The sequence below is a fragment of the Devosia sp. Root105 genome, assembly GCF_001424865.1.
GTDB lineage: Bacteria > Pseudomonadota > Alphaproteobacteria > Rhizobiales > Devosiaceae > Devosia_A.
Genome location: NZ_LMCR01000012.1, coordinates 227,230 through 246,690, shown reverse-complemented (window position 1 = coordinate 246,690; position 19,461 = coordinate 227,230). Strand labels below are relative to the sequence as shown.

Genomic DNA, 19,461 nt, shown 5'->3' with positions numbered 1-19,461 from the left:
TCGGGTAGGTGGCAGAGCGGTTGATTGCTCCGGTCTTGAAAACCGGCGAACGTGAAAGCGTTCCGGGGGTTCGAATCCCTCCCTACCCGCCAAAGCATTTGTGATAATTGCCCGTCTTGGTAGGCGGTTAAGTATCTGTTAATCTATCACCTGCGGCGGACCATAACCAAGATTGGGGCTTGGAAATGGTTAGCTTTCGGACGCAGTTTTCTGCCGTACTTCTCGCATCTTTATTGGCCGCACCCGCACTTGCTGCGGGCGTCGCCGTTCGCCAGCTGCCGGATACGCCGGCTGCCGAACGGATGTCACGCGCCGACCTGTTGGCCCATAAGGGCTATTACCCGCAATCGTGTGCCGAGCGCCGCGTCTGCACCTTTACTGGCCCTGGCGGCGAAGTCTGGGTGTGGGAGGGCTATGCCCGGGCCATGCTGATGGAAGGCAAGACGCTGCTGTTCAAGGGCAAGTGCCAGAGCGCCTGCTACCTCGCCTATCTCGAGGCGGTAAAGTTCGACGCCAAAGGCTCGCCCGGCCGCGTCGAAGTCGCTCCCGGCACCGTCTTCTACAACCACAAGCCCTACCTGCTGCGCCAATGAAGCGCCTCTGGGAGAGGCTCGCCGACCAACTCGACCGTATCCCCTCCCGCTGGGGGGTGCCGCTGCTGGTGCTGATGGGGCTGGTGTTCTGGATCGTGGCGTTGCAGGTCGTGCGGTTGTAGGTAGTCCGGTCGTAAAGCCGGAAGAGTCACCCGGCGACAGCGCGTGCCTGCGTCACGATGTCGGCTGGCCTGCGCTGGTTGGCCTTCGCCCAAAGCCCGCGGGTGTCGATGACCACCTTGTCGGCGACAACCGACCGCGGGATGGCGCGGAACTCACGGTGATCCACCAACATGAGGATCATGTCGCTCGCTAGCCCTGCGTCCGCGTCGACCAAGGCTACCACGCCGGAGTGCGAGAGTTCGTCCGGCAGATCCGTGATGTGCGGCTCGACCACCCGCAATTCGACGTCGGAGCCGATGAGTTGCAACTCCTTGGCGAGCAGGCTGACGATCTCCACCGCAGGGCTTTCGCGGAAATCGTCGACATCCGCCTTGTAGCTCAGCCCGAAGCAGCCGATCGAGCGGATGCCGCCGGCGGCCACGCTCTCCAGCACTTTCCTGACGATCTGGCGCGGTCGTTCGCTGTTGATCCAGCGCGCCTCGCGGATCAACCGCGCTTTCTCTCCCACCTCGGAAACGATGAACCATGGATCGACTGCGATACAGTGGCCACCTACACCCGGACCCGGCTTCAGGATGTTGACGCGCGGATGCAGGTTCGCCAGCGAGATCAACTCCCACACATCGATCTGCAACTGGGCGCAGATTTCGGCCAGTTCGTTGGCGAAGGCGATGTTCACATCGCGGAACGAGTTCTCGGTGAGCTTGCAGAGCTCGGCGGTGCGGGCGTCGGAGACGACGCAGTTGCCGGTGACGAACGAGCTGTAGAACGCGCGGCAGGCTTCGCCGGCACGCTCGCTTAGCCCTCCGATCACCCGGTCATTCTCGGTCAGCTCGCGGAGGATCTGTCCGGGCAACACGCGCTCAGGGCAGTGCGCCACGAGGATATCGCCGCTGTCGCTACCCTGGCGCGAGCAGGTGAGGTCGGGCCGTAACGTTTCGATCCAGCGCGCCACCAGCTCGGTGGTGCCCACAGGCACTGTAGATTCAAGGATTACCAATTGACCCTGTTTGAGCACCGGAGCGATGGCGTGCACTGCGGCGTTCACATAGGTGAGGTCGGGCTTGTAGCCGCCGGCGAACGGCGTCGGCACGGCGATGATGTAGACATCGCCGCTCTGCGGGGTAGTCGTGGCGACAATGCTGCCATTGGCGACGAGGGCCGCGAGGGCTTGGGGCAGGCCGGGTTCGACGATCGGGCAAAGACCGGCATTGATGCTAGCCACCAGCGTTGCGTTGACGTCGACGCCGACGACCCGCATCCCGCTTTGGGCAATCACTACAGCAGTTGGCAGGCCGATATAGCCCAGGCCAACGACGACACAAGTACGAGCGGTCGATGTGGCGGTCATGGCTCAAATTCCTTCATCTTGCGTCCAACCAGTATGTCGGCGATGCGGCGCGAAGCTCGGCCATCGCCATAGGGGGTGATGCGTCGCGCCATGCGCTCGTGCTCGCCGGCTGGGCCGAACACCCGGCCCACGCGCTCTACGATCGTTCCCTGATCCGTCCCGACCAGTTCAACCGTACCAGCCGCAACCGCTTCGGGGCGTTCCGTTACATTGCGTGTCACGAACACCGGCTTGCCTAATGCAGGAGCTTCCTCCTGGATGCCGCCGCTGTCGGTGAGGATCGCGTGACTGCGCTTCATCAGGTAGACGAATGGCAGGTAGTCGAGCGGCTCGACCAGGTGGACATGCGGCACCCCCGCGAGGACCTGGCGCACCGGACCCAGCACATTCGGGTTGGGGTGGATCGGGTAGACCACCTGCAACCGATGGGTGCGGGCCAGCTCGGCAATCGCCGCGCAGATGTCGAGCAGCGGCTGCCCGAAATTCTCGCGTCGGTGACCGGTCACCAACAGCAGTGGCAGGTCGGGATCGAGATAGGAGAAACGGTCCGCCAGGCTCTCGGTGAGGCCGGGCTCGCCCTCCACCCGATCTGCCATCATCAGCAGTGCATCGATGCCAGTGTTGCCAGTGAGGTAGACCGCGTCGCGCCGAGCTCCTTCCCGCAGCAGGTTGTCGCGCGTCTCGGCCGTGGGGGTATAGAATTGGTCGGCAATGACGTCGATCAGCCGCCGGTTGACTTCCTCGGGCCATGGCTGCAGCGGGTCGCCCGACCGCAACCCGGCCTCGACGTGTCCGACCGGGATTTTTTTGTAGAACGCAGCCAGGGAAGCGGCCATGGCCGTTGCAGTGTCGCCATGCACAAGAACGCGGTCCGGCCGCCAGGCGTCGAGGATGGTGGAAAGCCCGGTGAGCACTGCCGTGGTGATCTGCTCGAGCCCCTGCGCCGCCGTCATGAGGTCGAGATCGTAGTCGGGCCGCACCCCGAATAGCTCCAGCGCCTGGTCCAGCATCTGTCGGTGCTGCGCCGTGACGCAGACCCGAACTTCGAGCGCCGGCTCAGCCGCAAGCACCTTGATCAGCGGAAGCATCTTGATGGCTTCCGGGCGCGTGCCGAAGACGAGAAGAATTCGCGTAACCATCAGGCGAGTTCCAATGCTGGGCGGGTGCTGCTCATCATGGGGCCCTCGACCCGCATCTCAAGTACCGCTGGTCTCGGATCAGGCGCTAGTGGTGGCCTAGGCGGCGTTGCGGCGCACCTGTGTTTCAATCCACGCGTAAGTCGCCTCCAGACCCTTGCGCAGGCTCTGCGTTGGACGCCATCCCAACTTCTCTTCGATCAGTTGATTATGGGAATTGCGGCCGCGAACTCCCAACGGGCCCGGGACGTGGTTCTTGTGGAGCGTCTTGCCAGCGATGTCGGAAACGATCTCAACGAGCTGATTGATGGTGACCATCTCATCGGAACCGACGTTGACCGGTCCCTCGAACTCGGACCTTGTCAGCCGGATCGTGCCCTCGATGCACTCGTCGATGTAGAGAAATGAACGGGTCTGGTTGCCATCGCCCCAGATTTCAATCTCACCGTTGTTTGCGGCCATGGCGACCTTGCGGCAAACCGCCGCCGGTGCTTTCTCCTTGCCACCCGTCCACGTGCCCTCCGGACCGAAGATATTGTGGTAACGCGCCACCCGGTTGGACATGCCGTGGTTTCGGTTATAGGCGAGAAACAGTCGTTCGGAGAACAATTTCTCCCACCCATACTCGCTGTCGGGAGCGGCTGGATAGGCCGACGACTCCTTGCAGTTCGGATTGTCCGGATCTTCCTGATTGTATGCCGGGTACATGCAGGCCGACGACGAATAGAAGATGCGCCGTATGTTGCGCTTGTGAGCGCGGTCGACAACGCCAAGGTTGATGGTGGCCGAGTTGTGCATGATGTCCGCATCATGCTCGCCGGTAAAAATGTATCCGGCGCCACCCATGTCGGCCGCAAGCTGGTAGACCTCGTCGTAACGCCGATCGATGACTGCATCCACCACGCGTTGTTCTCGAAGGTCTCCGACTACGAAATCGTCCGCTTCTGTCTCGCCGAATTCCGGGAACTTCAGATCAACGCCGCGGACCCAGAACCCCTCGGTCTTTAGTCTCCGCACCAGGTGGTTACCGATAAATCCGCCTGCACCGCAGACCAGCGCAAATTTCGTCATAAATCGTATCCTTCTTCCGCACCTGACAAGATCAATCCTGCGCCGCATTAACGATCGACCGACAATCGCAGGATCTCGTGCTCGCTCATTGGGGGACACAAGTCGTTGTTACTTCAGTTGACTACAGGGTGTTCCTTGCGTCGATGCCAGAACTGGCCGACCTTTGAGGTGTTCTTCAGCACAAGGGAGCCCCAGCCGCCAATCTCATTGCTGCGCAGTGCACGCAAATCTTCCGCAGACTTTGCAATTATGTTCTGGATGGACCGGTTGCTCGTCCCCCCTACCTTCATCCTCACGAAAAGCTTGTCGAGATATCTCACCTCGTCCGCGATGCGCGGCAGAATGCGAAGGACAAAATCGTAGTCAGCGGCGATCCGATAACTACAGTCGAAGCCTCCGAAACGTTCATAGACCGACCGCCGGAGGTACAAAGTCGGATGGGGAGGCATCCATCCCCGCCGTAACTTTGGGAGTGTAAACTCGCCACTGTGCCAGTACCGAATGATCTTATGCGGCGCCTCGCGCGTCTCATAAATGAGGTTGCCGTAAACTGCCAAAACCGTCGGATCACGGAACTCTCGCGCGATGCTCTCCAGCACATCAGCAGAAGCCAGCACGTCATCAGAGTGGAGTATTCCGATGACATCGCCACTAGCCTTGGCAACTCCCTTGTTCAGTGCGTCGTAGAGTCCATCGTCGGGTTCGGTCAGCACGACCCGGTTGGCAAAGTGGTCGGATCGCGCGAGCTCCATCGTGTTGTCGCTGCTGCCACCGTCGATCACCAAGTGCTCCACGTTCTTGTAGGTCTGGGCCGCAAGCGACTGCAGTGTTGCAGGCAGAGTTGCACCCGAGTTGAAGGTCGCTGTTACCAAAGTGATTCTCAAAGGGATGTGATCCGATGGAGATTCATTCATGCTGGAAACTCCTGGGCGCCTCAGAACGACAACAACATTCGGGCTGCTTCCACCCGGTTACGGTACCCTGCGGTGTCAATGGCGTAGGCTTGCACAAGCTTGCGCCATTGGCTCCCTCCTGTTCTGGACAGAGCGTCCGCCTCTAAGATCTTCTCCTGGAACGCGAAAGCGCCCGCTTCAAGCGGCAGGTCCCAGCCAACTCCGGCGGGCGCCAGGTTACGCCATGGAGTGCGATCGGAGATCAGGACTGGTGTGCCCGCCGCAAGGGATTCTGCGATGACGTGACCGTAGTTCTCCCCGCGCGTCGGGAAAAGAAAAAGGTCGCTGGCAGCAAACACACGTGGCACGTCTTTATGGGATACGCCTCCCATGAAGGTAACGTCCACCCGGTCCGGGAGCTCGGCTACCAACCGCAGGCATTGCTGATAAAGCTGAAGGTCTTGTACCGGACCGTAGATCTGAAATCGGACGGGGATTGGTATCGATCTAAGTGTCTTGATCGCAAAATCTACGTTCTTCTCTGCGCTAATTCTCGATACAAAGCAGATGCGCAGGGGGTCTCCGGGTTGACGTGGCAGGTGGCCGGCATCGTTCACAGGTGCGACGACAGGAAGATTGGGTATGTCCATCGCGATGCGAATTTCGCCTGAACGCATTCCCATGGTGGAGCGGATTTCCTTAGCGTCGTACTCGCTTGAAGCCTCCCATGTAACGCCCCTGTAGAGTCCCATCGCTCTCGCAGTGGCAATGTACGGACGCTTTTTCCAACGCTTAAGGGCGAGTCTTGCTGGTGAGAGCTCCCCCCGGGGGGCAACCACGCAGGGCTTGTCACCATCGCCCAGCAACTTCCGAGCCAGCAGTGGCTTGATGGTAAAATCGGGGCTGAAGAAGCTGTTCAGGTACAACACGTCGTGAGGCGTGGTCCGGAGGACATTCCGGATGTCATGGAGTCCCCGTCCCGATGGGGGCAAATACAGGACTTCGGCTTTGCCGACTTGCCTCCATCCCTGAGGCCCTCTGGCGGTTTCGTACGGTTCGTCATCGCCTTCGTCCCGATCGGCAGTGACGACGAGAAACCGAAACTCATCTCCCAGCGCCTCAACCAAATTTGAGATGGAGCGGATCGGTCCGCCACCTTTGAAGCCGGGCAGATAAGTGGAAACGAAGGTGAGCACGGTTGCGGGCAATTCACGGCTCCTTTCAGGGGTACTGGGACGGCAGCACACGCCAAAGGGAGGCCTTGGTGCGATAAATCGAAATGCCGAGGAAGAGGTAGAAGAGGAGGAACTCGTTCACCACCGAGGGAAGGAGAGAAGAGATGCCCCCGCGGTTCAAGCTATAGAAGAACAGCATTACAACGTATATGAACATGGTGTTCATATTTGAACTTCGCTCGCACAGTCGGCAAAAGAATGCTGCCGCGGTGCCCACGAAGATTGCATGCGCAAAGAAGAACGTGTTTCCGAATAGATAAATAGATTCAGCTAACAATCCAGGCAACAAAACGTAGAACCCCGGATCAGATACGCCTCTCCCCAGAACGATTGCGGACATTTCATAATTGACGCGAGCAACGTCGGCGCCGCCCTTTAGTAAACTGGGTATCGGCAGCGTTAGTATCCATGCGAAATACCGGCCTAAGTCCGCATGTTGCGCGCTATCTATTAGCGGTATGCCGGCGCGAATCAGAAATGTGAACTCGGAATCGAGGACCCTTGCCACAGCATCAGTTAGGTCGATGCTCGCCAGGTCCACTCCGAGCCTAAGCAGCGAGTACGCATAAAACCCTGTGACGATGACGGGCGCTGAGCATACGGCCGCCACGACCAAAAGCCACCTAATGGTTCGGTGTTCTGTCCAAAGGACGAGGAAGATAAAGACTGCGTTGAAGAATAATTCGCTCCTCCCAATGTATGCTTGGTCAACGTACTTAATATAGGTTATGGCACCAACGATAAGAATAAGTTTGACGGCATTTCGTCTGAAATAGAACAGCGACAGGTAGAAGAACGGAACTGACAGTGTCGTAATGTAGTGTAGGAGTGAATTGCCGCCGCTTTGGGAGCCCTCCAGCCTGCCGCTAAACCAGAGACGAAGGTTTGGAACTGGCGGATCGACCAGCAGGTGGAGGCGGAACTCGGGGGCAACGAGATTCAGCAGATGAAGAGCGATAAAGAACAGTATGAAATATGACGGAAAGCGACCGCTTGTAAGTGATTCAACCCGCGGTGCAGCAAACTCACTTATGGCGCTTCCGATCGACGAGAATAACCCTAGACCCACCCAGAATCCAAAGACGATGCTGAATGAAAAAATGCCATAATACACGATATATTGGGCGCCGACCCAAACGTCGGTGGTTGCGAGGCCGCTATATAGAAAGAATCCGGCCAGCACCAGTAACAGCATGACGCGCTGCGCTTGGTTTGATGTCACGGTGAGCGCCAGCCAGGTAGTAATGGCCGAGGTCAGCAGCAGGACGACGAACTTCTCGGGGTCAATATTAAGCATTGATCGGTCCGATGCGCTCCCCGATGGCGTCAATTACCCGAAGGTGTTCAAGCTCGGGCGCGTACGCCGCGAGAAAGGGGGCGTGTAGCGCCTTCAGAGCAGCGGTGCCCTGAGCAACGGTCTCGATTTCCTGCGCGACGCGTTGAACTGTAGCTCCTTCCTCCAACAGGCGACCAAAGGGAAAGTCTCTGATGATCGCTCGGATGGGCGGTTGATCTGTAGAAACAATGGGTATGCCTGCTTGGGCATACTCGAATACCTTGTTGGGTGCGCAATAGATATTGTTCAAGCCATCATAGGAGTAGGTCACGATCCCTACATCTGCGAGGGCCGCAACCGCGATAAGATCGTCGTTGGGGATGCGACCAAGGGCGGCAAAGCGCCCTGAAGTTGCATGCTTGCTTGCCAGTTGCGTTAGCTGGCGAGCGTCAGGCCCTCCTCCAACGACGACAAGTCGATAGCAATCCGGCAGGTAATCTAGTGCAGCGACAAACCGCGCCAGACCACGCTCAAGGGACATGTCTCCCTGATAAATGACAATCCTGTCGCATTTGGAACGACGGGCCAAAGCCGGGTACAAGCTCAAAACGCGATCGCGCGCTTCATCGGTCATGACCCGACGGGTAGGAATGTTGCGCATGTAAGTGGGAGGGTGGCGCAGCCGGTAGTGTTCCGCCATCAATGCAGCCCGCTCTGGATTGGCGGCGACCACTAGACTTGCGCGCTGTACGACAAAGCGTTCGAAAGCGTACCAAACTCTGTCGCGTAACGACATCCCTTGCCCAGGATAAGGGATGATAATTTCGTGGGCGTCATAGACCAGATGAGCCTTCGCGGCTTTTGCGGCAAGCCAGCCCGGCATGGTGGTGAAGTAGTCCTCGGCAAAAACGACGTTCGGTTTCCACCGATGCGCTTGCCGGATCACAGTGTGCCAAAACGCCAGATGGCGGTGCGCTGTGCTCCACTTCGGCTGCAGTGCGACCACGACATGATCCATGCCTTGGTAGTCGTCTTTGCCGCCAAGGCTGGTGCTAACAAGGCACACTTCTCCCAGTTGGCGTGCGACCTCGATCATGCGCTTGACACGACCGTCAAACCTGATGTCGCCGAACAGTACGACCATGATCCTGCGGCTAGCCACGCTCTGCCCTCCCGGCCTGCGGGAGCCGTGCAAACGCAGAGAAGTCGCGTCCGAACGCAGAGCGAATCCGGACTAGACTCGCGATGTTGACGACCAGTTGTCCAGCGACCGCAGCGATCGCTGCGCCCTCTACGCCGTATGTCGGGATAAGAGCCAGGGCGAGTGTGCCGCTGAGGCCGACTGTGCCGAGGGTGATAGCCGCTGCGGTTCCTGCACGTCCGACCATACTGAGAGCGAGGCCGGCAAAGCCAACCGTCGCATAGGCAGCCTTGCCAAGTACCAAAATGGACATTGCGCCGGCCGCGGGTCGATAGTCCTCACCAAAAACGAGCGCCAACAAATCCGCCCCAAAGACAGCCAGGGCGATTGCACTAGGCAAAACAATCAACGTCGCCACGCGATGGCTTAGCACAACGACGCGCTGCAAGCGGGGCAGGTCCTGACGTGCGTGGAGGCCAGCGATCTGCGGGGCAATAACGATCGAAATTGCGATGAGCGCAACGCTCAAACCATCCGATATCTGCGAAGCAACCCTGAAGTAGCCAACCTGGGATTGAGGCGCGAGCACACCAAGCACGAGAATGCCGATCTGATTGTTCAGCACCTGTGAGCCCGCAAGGAGGAGAAACGGCAGGCTTTGGCGGAGCCATCGCGCGCGGTGCATCACTGCCGCGGCAGCTCGGATGGCCGGGCCGACCCTCACCACCAAGGCGAAGACGCCGCCAAAGAGGGCAAGCAGCGATGCTCCGAGTTGGATCAAGAGCGCGGTTTCGGCCGACAGACCGGGCTGAGACAGCAGCACGGCTACCAGCCCCAAGAGCAGCAGGACCGGACGGATGAACTGCTCCGGCACTTGAGAAAGGACCGGATGACCCAACCCCTGCAGGGCAGCCGCACTCACCGATGCCAATGCAAACATCGGCACGAGGGAAAGACCAATGACAAGTATCCAACGATGCCCTTCGCTGAGACCGGCAAGCAGCAGAACGGCTCCCACCGCTGTGAGTGGGACGATTATCGAGAGCGCCAGCGTCAACTGCATTGAACTGATGAGCAGCCCCTTGATCTCCGGCGTGGCGGCCTCCGCTTGGTAGACTGCGATCTGCCGAACGAGAAATGCGGGGAGTCCGAACTGTGCTGCGATAGCGAGGAGCTGTGCAACGGCAATCGTGTACGCGTAGAGTCCAAGAGCGTCGGGGCCTAAGAGGCGCGCCAGCATCACGCCGACCGCAAACTGCAGTGCGATGTAAGAAACACGGATCGCTGCCGATCCGATGCCTCCCCGCAAGAGCCGCGCGCGGAGACTGGTATTCATGCCAGCCGGCATTGTCGCCGCGTCACTCAAGGCAAGACCGATGGGACATCTGGGCGGCGAGTAGCGTCCCTATTCACTCTCACCTCGATCCAAACCCCGATATCACGATCCCCACCGTCCTCAGCGCGATCAGCACGTCGAGCCACGGCGAGAAGTTCTTGATGTAGTAGAAATCGTAGTGGAGCTTGTCGCGGATCTGGTCGACTGCGGTCACGTGGCCCTGGTTGATCTGGGCCCAGCCGCTGATGCCGGGGCGGACGATGTGGCGGTAGCGGTAGAAGGAGAGCTCCTTTTCGTACCATTGCGCCAGCGGCAGGGCCTCGGGGCGGGGGCCGATCCAGCTCATCTCGCCGCGCAGGATGTTGATGAGCTGCGGCAGTTCATCGATGCGGGTGCGACGCAAGAAGCGACCGAGGCGGGTGATGCGCTCGTCATCGAGCAGGGTGATCGCCTGCTGGCGGCGATCGCCGGAAACCTCGCTGTCAGTGCGCATGGTGCGGAACTTGTAGACGTGGAAGGGCAACCCGCGGAAGCCAACTCTGGTCTGCCGGAAAATCGCCGGGCCTGGCGACTCCAGCCAGATGGCGAGGCCGACCAGCAGCAGGGCGGGGAACAGCAGCACCAGCGCCAGGAGCGCGAAAATCCAGTCCAGCCCCTGCTTGATCTTGAGATAGAGCGCGTCGGGGTTGAGCGAGCCGAGTGTATTCTCGGAGAGCTGGGTGATCTCCAGCCGGCCGGTCAGCGACTCGCGGATCTGCTTGACGTGGAAGATGCGGATGCCGGCGAGGGCGCAATCGGCGATGAAGCGTTCCCAACGTGGATCGAGATCCTGCCGCAAATCGACGATCAGGCCGTTGAGGCGGCCCGGTGGTAGGGTGGGGGTGTCGAGCGGCAGCCACTCCACCTCGCGGATCGAAGCGAGCGTTTCGACCTCGCCACCCGGCACGATAGCGAGGCGCACCGTGCGGTAGCGGCGGTTGAGGGCGTGGGCGACAAACACCCAGACGACGGTCAGCGCGAAGCTGGTGGGAAACAGGTACCGATTGTACTCGAGGCGCAGCATCAAGAGGGCCGCCAGCGCCAAAAGGAAACTCACCAGCAGGGCCGGCACGCAATAGATGCTCTCCTCGACGCCGGGCAGCCGTGCCAGTTGGCGCAGCCCGATCAGGCCCAGGGTGATGGCGAAGGTGGTGGCGACGATAGTGGAGATCTGCTCTGGCAGCAGCCAGCCGTCAATGTCGGTGCCCCAGCGGAAGGCCACCGGCACGAGGACGCCGAACAACAGGGCGCCGAAGATCTGCACGCGTGTGCGACCCAGCCGGCTCAGTAGCCAATGCGGAGGCCATAGGCCTCCCAGGCCCTCTCCCTGAATTTCCGCAGATTTTGCCGCATCCTGCGTCATTCATCAGTATCCCCTCAGTTGGGCAGTTCAGTGCTTCTCAATGAAAATTAACGCTGCTCTTGTTCAAAGAAGGTCTCAAAATACGATCATCATGCGCAAGTTGTTGCCGTTTCTGCTCGAGGCTGAGCTGGTCATGCAGGATGAGCTTGTCTTTGCTGCCGGTGGTGACGATTAAGAAAGAAATCGACCGCATGAGAGCGTGGCCGCTGAATTCATGAGGCGGTGTAGTATCCGGCGTACTTGCCCGAATAGGCGGACTTGGAAATCTCCTGCTGGTTGAGCACGGCTAGAATTTCTGTCTCCGGCTTCTTGGCGCCCTGGAGCAGCGTCACCGCATGACGAACATCGTGCTGCGAAGTGCTGGCCCAGCGAACTACAAACACAATAGAATCAGCGTGCTTCACAAGATACAACCCATCAACCACTGGTCCGACGGGCGGTGTATCAAGAACAACAATATCGAACGTGGAACGCGCCGCACTAATGAGTCGAGCGAACGTGGTACTAGAAAGCAGCGAATCTGTGGCAATGTCACTTCGCCGGGCGCCGAGCACAACTTGGGCGCCGCTTTCATCATCGACAGTCATGATTGACGGCAGCGCATCTTCCTTCACCGCGTGATTGAGATATTCGAGCAGGCCAGTGGACGGCTCGAGGCCGAGTTGACGATGAATACTGGGTTTTCTGAGGTCGCAGTCGATCAACAGGGTCTTGTGGCCGGCCAGCGCATAAGCTCGGGTAATTGAGAGAGCCAGCGTGGATTTGCCTTCGCTCGGCGACGCCGACGATACCATTATGACGATGCCACCGGCCGGCCGGTTCGCCTCACTGCGTTGCAGCGACTGATCTATGCCGACGCGGATGCGGCGCACAGATTCCGCGAAAATCGAGAGCGGGCTCGACACCATGTATTCGCCGATCCCGCCGTCGCCGGCGCCGGCCCGCGCCTCCTTCTGGCGCGGCACCGCCGAAATCACCGGGCCGCGGAGGAACGAGTGCAACTGCGCTTCGCTGGTGAAGCCGCCGACAAAGTTCTCCCTCAGGAAGGCGAGGCCGATGCCGAGGCCGAGGGCGGCGAGGCCGGCCAGCGTCAGGATCTGCCGCGGGTTGGGAAACGAGGGCTCGGAGGGTGGCAGGGTCTGCGACACCACGCGACTGTCGGCTACCTGCAGATAAGCCTGGGCCTCGAGCTCGCGCAGGCGCGACAGCAGCGTCTGGTACTGGGTGCGGGCAATCTCGGCGTTCTGCTGCAGCTCGTAGATATTGGTCAGCACGTCGGGCGGCAGGTCGGTGGAGAGGATGCTCGTGCGCAGCTGGTTGCGGATATCGGAGGCCTGCGACTGATAGGTGGCGACGCGCTGGCGCATGGTGGTGAGCTCGGCCGTCGTCGAGTTCTCGAGCTCGGCGTCGAGCTTGGCGACCTCGGCCCGCAGGTCGATCGATTGCTGCGAGTCGTCGACGGTGTCGGCGAGGCTGTTGACCAGCTGCTGGCGCTGCTCGGCGAGGGCCGTGATCGCCTGTGAGCCGAGATTGGCCGATACCGCAGCCCAGTCGCGCTGTTCGAGGCTACGCTGCACCAGTTCCGCCACCGCCGCGTCGCGGGCCCGGTTGCCGCCGACTTCCTTCAGTTGCGCGCGCAACGCAGCCAGATCGGTGCGACCCGTCTCCGCCGTGATGGTGTCGATATTATCCTCGATGAATTTGTCGAAGGCGCCTTCCGATTGCGAGACGGCGGCGCTGGCGCCGGCGATACGGCCCTGGATGATGTCGCGCGAGGCGAGGGTGGAGCCGATCTTGGCGGCGAGCTGCACCTTGATGTAGGCGGCAGCGACCGCGTTGGCGATACGCGCCGCCGTTGCCGGATTGGGGGAACGGGCCTGGATGGCCAGCATGAAGGTGAGGCCGCGGCGCTGCACGGTGACGCTTTCGCGCAGCTTCGCCATGACGCTCTGCAGCGCCTCGTCGCCGGTGGGCAATGTCGCCTCGGCGATGCGGAAGAAGCTCAGCACCGTATCGCGGAACCCCAGCCGTACGCCAAATTCGGGGTCGTCGATGAGGTTTTCGTCTTCGATGGTCTGCAGCAGCGTCGCTTCGGACTTCGCCAGCTCCACCTCGCTGTCGACCCGGGCGCTTTCACCCGAGCCGCCGCCCATCTGGGCATTGGGATCGAGCAGGTCTTTCCGCGAGGGGTCGACCAGTACCAGCGTGCTCGCAGTATAGATCGGCTTCATGGTGAACACGGCAGCCGTAGCAACTACCAGCACGGCGAGGACGGTAATCGCAATCAACCGAGCCTGCCGGCGCAGCAACCCCAGGATGCTGCGGAGATCGAAACCTTGGTCGTTCATAAATATTCAAGCACCAATTGCTGCCACCCCTGTGGGTCCGGCCGGTGGACTATGGCGGATAGTGAACTATTGAGGCCGCCGGTATGCGCTTAACGTGCACCTGGAATGCGCGCCTGCACCGAAAAGGACTGTGGCTGATTCTCTCGGCTCAGGCGAACTGCTGACAATCTGCCGGTAAGATAAGCCCCAGTATCGACCGAAATGCGGTGATCGCCGAAGACTACGTCGGGGGTCGGCGTATGGCCATGCAGCACCAGCTTTTGAAACTCAGCGTAACTCGTTGCAGGCTCGTTACGAATCCACAGCAAGTCATCGGGATGCTGTTGCTCTAAAGGGGTGCCCAGACGCAGGCCCGCGTGCACGAAAAGATAGTTGGGCGTCGAAAAAAGCAGCGGCAGCTGCCTCAAAAAGTCGCCGTGTTCGGCAGGAATGTGGCTGTGGATCAGGTCGCGCAGGGCCGAGCGGGAGGCGCCGGCCACCGCCGTTTCGGAAATCCCGTAAGATTGCAGCGTCTCGATGCCGCCGAAGCCCAGCCAGGACGAGTTGCGCGAGGGCTGCTCGAGGAATTTCAGCATGGCAACCTCGTGGTTGCCGGCAATCGAGATCCGCTGGAAGCCGTCCGGCAGTGGCGCCAGGAGGTGATCGAGCACGCCGGCCGATTGCGGGCCGCGGTCGACATAGTCGCCCAGCATGACCAGCCATTTGGGACCCGGTCGCCGGGCCGCGTCCTCGAACAGCAGCGCCTCCAGCTGGCGCAACAGATCGAGGCAGCCATGGATGTCGCCGATGGCGTAAATGGTGCCCGGCTCCTCCGCCGCGCTGCGAGCCTCGAACTCCGCTGTCGCCTGCCGGGGGCGCGACAGCGGCAGCCGGGCGAGCAGGTGCTGCAGGTACTTACGCATGGTGCCTCCGCTGTTCCGCCGCGCCGATGCCGGCGCCGATGGCGAGAAAGACGATGGCCACGAAGACGAACGCCACGGCCTCGATCTCGAGGCTGAAATCGACGCTCGAGTGAACAGCTGCCACCACAATCACCCCGATCGCCGCGAGGCGTGGGCCGCTGGGGCGTGCGGCGAGAAGCCGGATGGCCACCGCCAGCACGATGATCAGCGGCAGGCTGCCGAAGATGAATCCGAACTCTGCCCAGAGCGCGAAGTAGGTGGAATGCGCCTTGTTCCACACCACGTCGGGGCTGACCGGAAGCTGGTGGAACAGCGGGAAGGCGCCCTCGAAAGTGCCGCCGCCATAGCCGACGAGCGGGCTCGACAGGATCATCTGCCAGACCTGCCGATACAGATCGGCCCGGACGTCGCCGGCGGTTTCGAGCGAGCCGAGGCGTTCGAGCAGGCCACTGCCATTCAGGGCCAGCATGCCGACAGTCCCAAGCAGCAGCGCGGCGAGGATGCCCAACCAGATGCCGGTGCCGAGGCGGCGGCCGGCCAGCGCCAGCAGCGTCACCGAAAGGGCGCCGACCAGTCCGGCGACAAAGCCCATGCGCGATTGGGTGGCGACGAGCGCCGCGCCGATGACGAACAGCCCCACGCCGATCAGCGCCAGGGTCGCGACGCGGCGATGGCGCTTACGCCGGCTCTCGCCCCGCTCGAGCTGGCCGATGGCCAGCGCCACGCCGATGGCGAGGCCGAAGGCGAGATAGGTGGCGTAGCTGTTGCGATTGACGAAGGGGCCGGTGGCGATGCCCCCCGAGCCCGGGATGCCGAGCAGGGCGCCCAACTGCCCCTGCAGCACGATGCCGAGCAGGCCATAGGCGACGATGATCGCGAAGATGGCGTTGAGCACCCGGTCGGCGCGGGAGTTGCGGTAGCCCACCTGCAGGAACAACAGGGCCAGCAGCCCGTAGGAGGCGAACTGCAGCAGCGTCAGGCTGGTGGTTGCTGGATCGAGGCTGATGCTGGATGCGCTGAGCTGAAGCCCGCGGGGAAAAGTCTGGATCGGGCTGTAGCCGAGGCCGCCCAACGGCAATACCTGCACCGCGACGAACAGCAGCAGCACGATGAACAGGATCGTCAGTTCCGGCAGGTGCCGGGGGCCGATGCTCAGCGCGCTGTCCCGGGCGCGCTGCGAGAGGAAATACACCAGCCCGATCACGCCGAGCGCGACACCCCAGGCGGCCCAGAATGCCGGCCGGTTGCTCCCGAGCGGCAGCGGCGACAGGCCAACCAGCAGCAGCAGCATCCCGCCCAGCCGGCCGTTGGCATTGCCGCGGTTGGTCGGCACCGCGTGCCGGCGCGTGCGCTCCATGGCTTGGTCGGGCAGGGCAGTCACGTCCGGGCTCCAGTTCTCAGGGGGTGGCAGGGGTGCTCGCTCTGCGGGCGGCGATCTCGTTGCGCAGGGCCGCGACGAAGCGCCTCTGCTGCTCGGGCGGCAGCGTTTCGACGATCGCCGTGATGCGCTCACGGAATCCTGCCAGCGCGGCGTAGCGGCGGGCAATCACCCGGATGCCGCGCTGGCTGACGACCAGCAGCGCCAGATCGGCCTCGTGGCCGGCAATGGCGGCGGGCTGCAGCTGCGCCAGGTGATCCTCGGCCAACTTGACGCGGAGCTCGGCCAGCCATTGCTCGGTCGGCGCCAGCGCTCGCGAGGTGCTGAGGGCGGCGTTGAGGGCGCCGGAGTCGGTATGTTCGGCGGCCAGCAGTGCCTCGACATAATAGGCATAGGCGTAGGTTGGCGATGACTCGGCAAAGCCGGTGGCAGCGCTGCTGCAGGTTCTGAGCGCCGCGTTGCGTCGCTCGGTGGGCATGGCGAGGCCATAGAGCGAGCTCGCGACTGCCACGCAGTCGTCGAGCACGAGATCATGCGCCGGGCGCGACAGCCCGGGATGGAACTGACCGTCGGCGAGCACCTCGATCCGCTGCGCAAGCCCGTTGCCGGCGAACAGATAGGGGCTCGATTCGGCGAACAGCGCGTAGGCCGACCCGGCGGCAAGTAGCAGTGAGGTGAGCGAAAGCAGCACTAGCCCAGGGGAGTGACGAGCTCGCCGACCGGTCATCGCCATGCCCTCGAGACATCGGCGTTACAAGGCGAAACCTCAGGTGATTCAAGCAACGAGACGTGGTTAAGCTTGCTAATTCTGCCTGCTCCGGCTTCTCGCCACGAGAGTCGCTCAGTGTCAGCAAGATTGACCTCGACGGGTACCATGCAGTACCTTGTGCCATCCTGCGGAGATATTTGTCATGCGCAACATACTTGGAACGCTTGCCGTCGCTAGCATGGTGACCTTCGGCGCGATAGCCCCCGTGGGGGCCCAGAGCGTCGTGACCAGCGTATCGATCGCCGACATCAAGGCCAGCTGCCATACCGGCGGCAGCGAGCAGGCGTGCATCGCTGCGGTCGAGGCTTACATCGCCGACATCAGGGCGGCAGGGCTGCCGGCCGATCAGAAGGACGCACTTCTGGCGCAACTTGTGGTTGAGCTGGGCTCGGTTGCCTCCAGCCTGCCGGCCGACGTCCGGGCCCGCGTCGCGGACGCCATCAACATCATTGCCAACGAGATCACCGATCCCGCCCTGGCCTCTCGGGTACAGGTCGCCGCGGCGAATGTCGAAGCCGGCATCGACCTCGGCGCGGGCGACGTCTCGGCCAGCCCGGCTTGACGATCCCCCGCCGACAAGCGGGTTATCGCGAGCATCGCACGTAAATGGGTTGGCGGCCTTCCGGTCGCCGACCTCAGTCGTTCGGGATTCTGGTTGCAGGCCAGACGTTGCGACACATCAGTCGGCGGAACGCTGGCGCTGCGCGACGATCACGCCGGCGACGATCAGGATGATGCCGCAGAGCGCCGCGATCGAGACCGGCTTGCCGGTCAGCACCCAATCCAGCGCCACACCGCCGAGCACCTGGCCGGCGATGATCAGCATGGTCGAGCGGGTGGCGCCGATCTGGCCGATGATCCAGCTGCTCAGCGCCACGAACACCACACCGACCGGCCCGCCGAAATAGATGTGCCACGGCCCCGAGAACGCGCCGTCGCTGAGCAGGCCACCGATCGCGAGGCCAATGACGGTCAGCAGGCCAAAGCCGACCAGGTGGTTGCAGAACGAGGCGAACAGCGCCGAGGTCGACACCGCCAACCGGCCGTTCAGCTGGCGGCTGACGCCGACCAGTCCGCCGGCGACAAAGGCAAGAACTACGGCTTCGATCATAGGCTGCCCCAGATCACGAGGGCGCTGCCGGCGACAATCAGCGCCAGGGCAACGGCGTCCCCCAACCGCAGGCGCCGCTTGGCGATACCGAACAGGCCCCAGCGGTCGGCGGCGAGGCTGAAGACGATCTGGCCGGCTAGGCCCAGCGCCAGCGTGCCGCTCAGCGCCAGCGACGAGTTCACCGCCGTCGAGGTCATGATCACCGTTACTGCGCCGGCAAAACCGCCGAGATAGGCCCAGAGCGGAATGGCCTGGCGCGGCGCATCGCTAGACTGGATCGCCTTCCACCACAGCGGGATCACCAGCAGGGCCGCCACCGTTCCGGTGCCATGCGCCATCCATGACGAGAACAGCGCACCGCCCTGGCGGGCCAGTTCGCCGTTGAGGTGGACCATGAGCGAGAGCAGGGCTCCTGCCGCCAGCGCGGCAAGGTTGGCGGCGAGATCAATCCGGCGGGGTGACATGTGGAACTACGTTGGGAGGTGGGCCCGAGCAAGTGACGGATGGCGGGCCGCATCGTCAAGATGTTCGAGCGATCTGGAGCTATGCGCCCTCCGGCGGTGCGACCCGATCGAGGAAGTCACGCATGATCTTCGAGACCTCGTCGAGATGGGTTTCCAGCAGCCAGTGGCCGCCGTCGAGCAGGTGCAGCTCGGCATCGGGCAGATCGCGCAGATAGGCCCGCGCCGATACCTCGGGCATATATTCGTCATATGGCCCCCAGACGATCAGCGCCGGCGGGCGATGCGTCCTGAGGTAATCCCGATGTTGCGGGAACCAGGCGCGGTTCTGTTTGAGGCCGGCGATGAGATCGATGGCGATCTGCTGGCGCCCTGGGGTCAGCAATGACCAATGCAATTCCCACAGGTCGGGAGGCAAGCGGTTGGCAATCTCGGTCGGCGTGCCGTTCTGGAACTCCTCCCTGAACGTCTCTTTGCTGATTGCCTTGGCCAGCTCGGCTCGCATTTCCGCGGGCGGCAATTCCCAGGTGCGCTCGATCTCGGCGTACTTCGGGCCCAGCGCGTCGTCGTAGGGCACGTCGGCATTCTGCAGGATCATCGCCACGATGCGTTCGGGCGCTTTGATGGCGAGGCGCGCCCCGATCGGCGAGCCGAAATCATGCAGGTAGAGGACGAAGCGGTCGATGCCGAGCGCGGTGACGAAGTCGTCGAGGAAGTCGGCATAGCCGTCAAAACTGTAGTCGAAGCCATCCGGGTCGCTGCTGTAGCCGGCGCCGGGAAAGTCCGGTGCAATCAGCCGCCAGCGATCGGCCAGCCGGGGCATCAGGTTGCGGAATTCATAGGATGAGCAAGGGTAGCCATGGGGCAGCAGGAGAACCGGCGCGTCGGGCGGTCCCGCCTCGCGAAAGAACGTGTCGACCTTGCCGACCATTGTC

The 19,461-nt window shown here is 62.0% G+C and carries 19 protein-coding genes and 1 tRNA gene; 4 read left to right on the top strand and 16 right to left on the bottom strand.

The genetic code is table 11. The features are described from left to right. Positions 1–2: 2 nt before the first annotated feature. The 3 genes from ASC68_RS09870 to ASC68_RS29330 all read left to right on the top strand — a co-directional run bounded on the left by ASC68_RS09870 (position 3) and on the right by ASC68_RS29330 (position 715). A tRNA-Ser gene (locus tag ASC68_RS09870) sits at positions 3–92 on the top strand. Between the two features lie 141 nt (positions 93–233). Continuing rightward, entirely contained in the window at positions 234–593 is a 360-nt protein-coding gene (locus tag ASC68_RS09865) for a hypothetical protein (RefSeq protein WP_156384525.1), read from the top strand. Further along, positions 590–715 carry a hypothetical protein gene (locus ASC68_RS29330; RefSeq protein ID WP_282569958.1) on the top strand — a complete coding sequence of 42 codons (126 nt, stop codon included), beginning with the start codon at positions 590–592 and terminating at the stop codon, positions 713–715. The genes ASC68_RS09865 and ASC68_RS29330 overlap by 4 nt, the downstream gene beginning before the upstream one ends. 26 nt (positions 716–741) lie before the next feature. Here ASC68_RS29330 and wecC read toward each other — a convergent pair whose 3' ends face one another. From wecC to ASC68_RS09800, 13 genes are all read right to left on the bottom strand, one after another. Continuing rightward, a complete protein-coding gene (gene wecC, locus ASC68_RS09860) occupies positions 742–2,067 on the bottom strand; it encodes a UDP-N-acetyl-D-mannosamine dehydrogenase (RefSeq protein WP_055878280.1) in 1,326 nt (441 codons plus the stop codon). Then, positions 2,064–3,206 (bottom strand): UDP-N-acetylglucosamine 2-epimerase (non-hydrolyzing), encoded by a 1,143-nt coding sequence (gene wecB / locus ASC68_RS09855; protein WP_082528043.1) that lies wholly within the window; start codon positions 3,204–3,206, stop codon positions 2,064–2,066. The genes wecC and wecB overlap by 4 nt, the downstream gene beginning before the upstream one ends. Positions 3,207–3,302: 96 nt before the next feature. Next, positions 3,303–4,274, bottom strand: a complete 972-nt coding sequence (locus ASC68_RS09850; RefSeq protein ID WP_055878279.1) for an NAD-dependent epimerase/dehydratase family protein — start codon at positions 4,272–4,274, stop codon at positions 3,303–3,305. Between the two features lie 113 nt (positions 4,275–4,387). Then, positions 4,388–5,188: a glycosyltransferase family 2 protein gene (locus ASC68_RS09845; RefSeq protein WP_197421151.1), complete on the bottom strand. Its 801-nt coding sequence runs from the start codon at positions 5,186–5,188 to the stop codon at positions 4,388–4,390. 20 nt (positions 5,189–5,208) lie between these two features. Beyond that, positions 5,209–6,375, bottom strand: coding sequence for a glycosyltransferase (locus ASC68_RS09840; RefSeq protein WP_055878275.1), 1,167 nt, complete (start codon positions 6,373–6,375; stop codon positions 5,209–5,211). A 13-nt stretch (positions 6,376–6,388) separates the two neighbouring features. Next, a complete protein-coding gene (locus ASC68_RS09835; protein ID WP_055878274.1) occupies positions 6,389–7,699 on the bottom strand; it encodes a hypothetical protein in 1,311 nt (436 codons plus the stop codon). Next, the gene (locus ASC68_RS09830; RefSeq protein WP_156387303.1) at positions 7,692–8,822 is read right to left on the bottom strand and encodes a glycosyltransferase; all 1,131 of its coding nucleotides are present in this window, start codon (positions 8,820–8,822) and stop codon (positions 7,692–7,694) included. Before ASC68_RS09830 ends, ASC68_RS09835 begins: the two co-directional genes overlap by 8 nt. 10 nt (positions 8,823–8,832) lie before the next feature. Further along, positions 8,833–10,155, bottom strand: coding sequence for an oligosaccharide flippase family protein (locus ASC68_RS09825; RefSeq protein WP_055878270.1), 1,323 nt, complete (start codon positions 10,153–10,155; stop codon positions 8,833–8,835). Positions 10,156–10,234: 79 nt separating this feature from the next. Then, on the bottom strand, positions 10,235–11,458 hold the full coding sequence (locus ASC68_RS09820; RefSeq protein WP_248310519.1) for a sugar transferase: 1,224 nt from the start codon (positions 11,456–11,458) through the stop codon (positions 10,235–10,237). Between the two features lie 311 nt (positions 11,459–11,769). Then, complete coding sequence (locus ASC68_RS09815; RefSeq protein WP_055878269.1) at positions 11,770–13,905, bottom strand: Wzz/FepE/Etk N-terminal domain-containing protein; 2,136 nt, start codon at positions 13,903–13,905, stop codon at positions 11,770–11,772. An 89-nt stretch (positions 13,906–13,994) separates the two neighbouring features. Next, positions 13,995–14,807: a metallophosphoesterase family protein gene (locus ASC68_RS09810; protein ID WP_055878267.1), complete on the bottom strand. Its 813-nt coding sequence runs from the start codon at positions 14,805–14,807 to the stop codon at positions 13,995–13,997. After that, positions 14,800–16,188, bottom strand: a complete 1,389-nt coding sequence (locus ASC68_RS09805) for an O-antigen ligase family protein (RefSeq protein WP_156387302.1) — start codon at positions 16,186–16,188, stop codon at positions 14,800–14,802. Before ASC68_RS09805 ends, ASC68_RS09810 begins: the two co-directional genes overlap by 8 nt. Before the next feature lie 16 nt (positions 16,189–16,204). Beyond that, the gene (locus ASC68_RS09800; protein ID WP_156384529.1) at positions 16,205–16,912 is read right to left on the bottom strand and encodes a hypothetical protein; all 708 of its coding nucleotides are present in this window, start codon (positions 16,910–16,912) and stop codon (positions 16,205–16,207) included. A gap of 184 nt (positions 16,913–17,096) precedes the next feature. On the opposite strand from ASC68_RS09800, the gene ASC68_RS09795 reads away from it, so the two are divergent. After that, a complete protein-coding gene (locus ASC68_RS09795) occupies positions 17,097–17,516 on the top strand; it encodes a hypothetical protein (RefSeq protein ID WP_156387301.1) in 420 nt (139 codons plus the stop codon). Between the two features lie 117 nt (positions 17,517–17,633). Here the strand turns inward: ASC68_RS09795 and ASC68_RS09790 are convergent, their stop codons facing one another. The 3 genes from ASC68_RS09790 to ASC68_RS09780 form a co-directional block, all read right to left on the bottom strand. Then, complete coding sequence (locus ASC68_RS09790) at positions 17,634–18,065, bottom strand: DMT family transporter (protein WP_055878259.1); 432 nt, start codon at positions 18,063–18,065, stop codon at positions 17,634–17,636. Then, a complete protein-coding gene (locus ASC68_RS09785) occupies positions 18,062–18,529 on the bottom strand; it encodes a DMT family transporter (protein ID WP_055878258.1) in 468 nt (155 codons plus the stop codon). Before ASC68_RS09785 ends, ASC68_RS09790 begins: the two co-directional genes overlap by 4 nt. 79 nt (positions 18,530–18,608) lie before the next feature. Beyond that, positions 18,609–19,457: an alpha/beta hydrolase gene (locus tag ASC68_RS09780; protein ID WP_055878256.1), complete on the bottom strand. Its 849-nt coding sequence runs from the start codon at positions 19,455–19,457 to the stop codon at positions 18,609–18,611. Between the last annotated feature and the right edge of the window lie 4 nt (positions 19,458–19,461).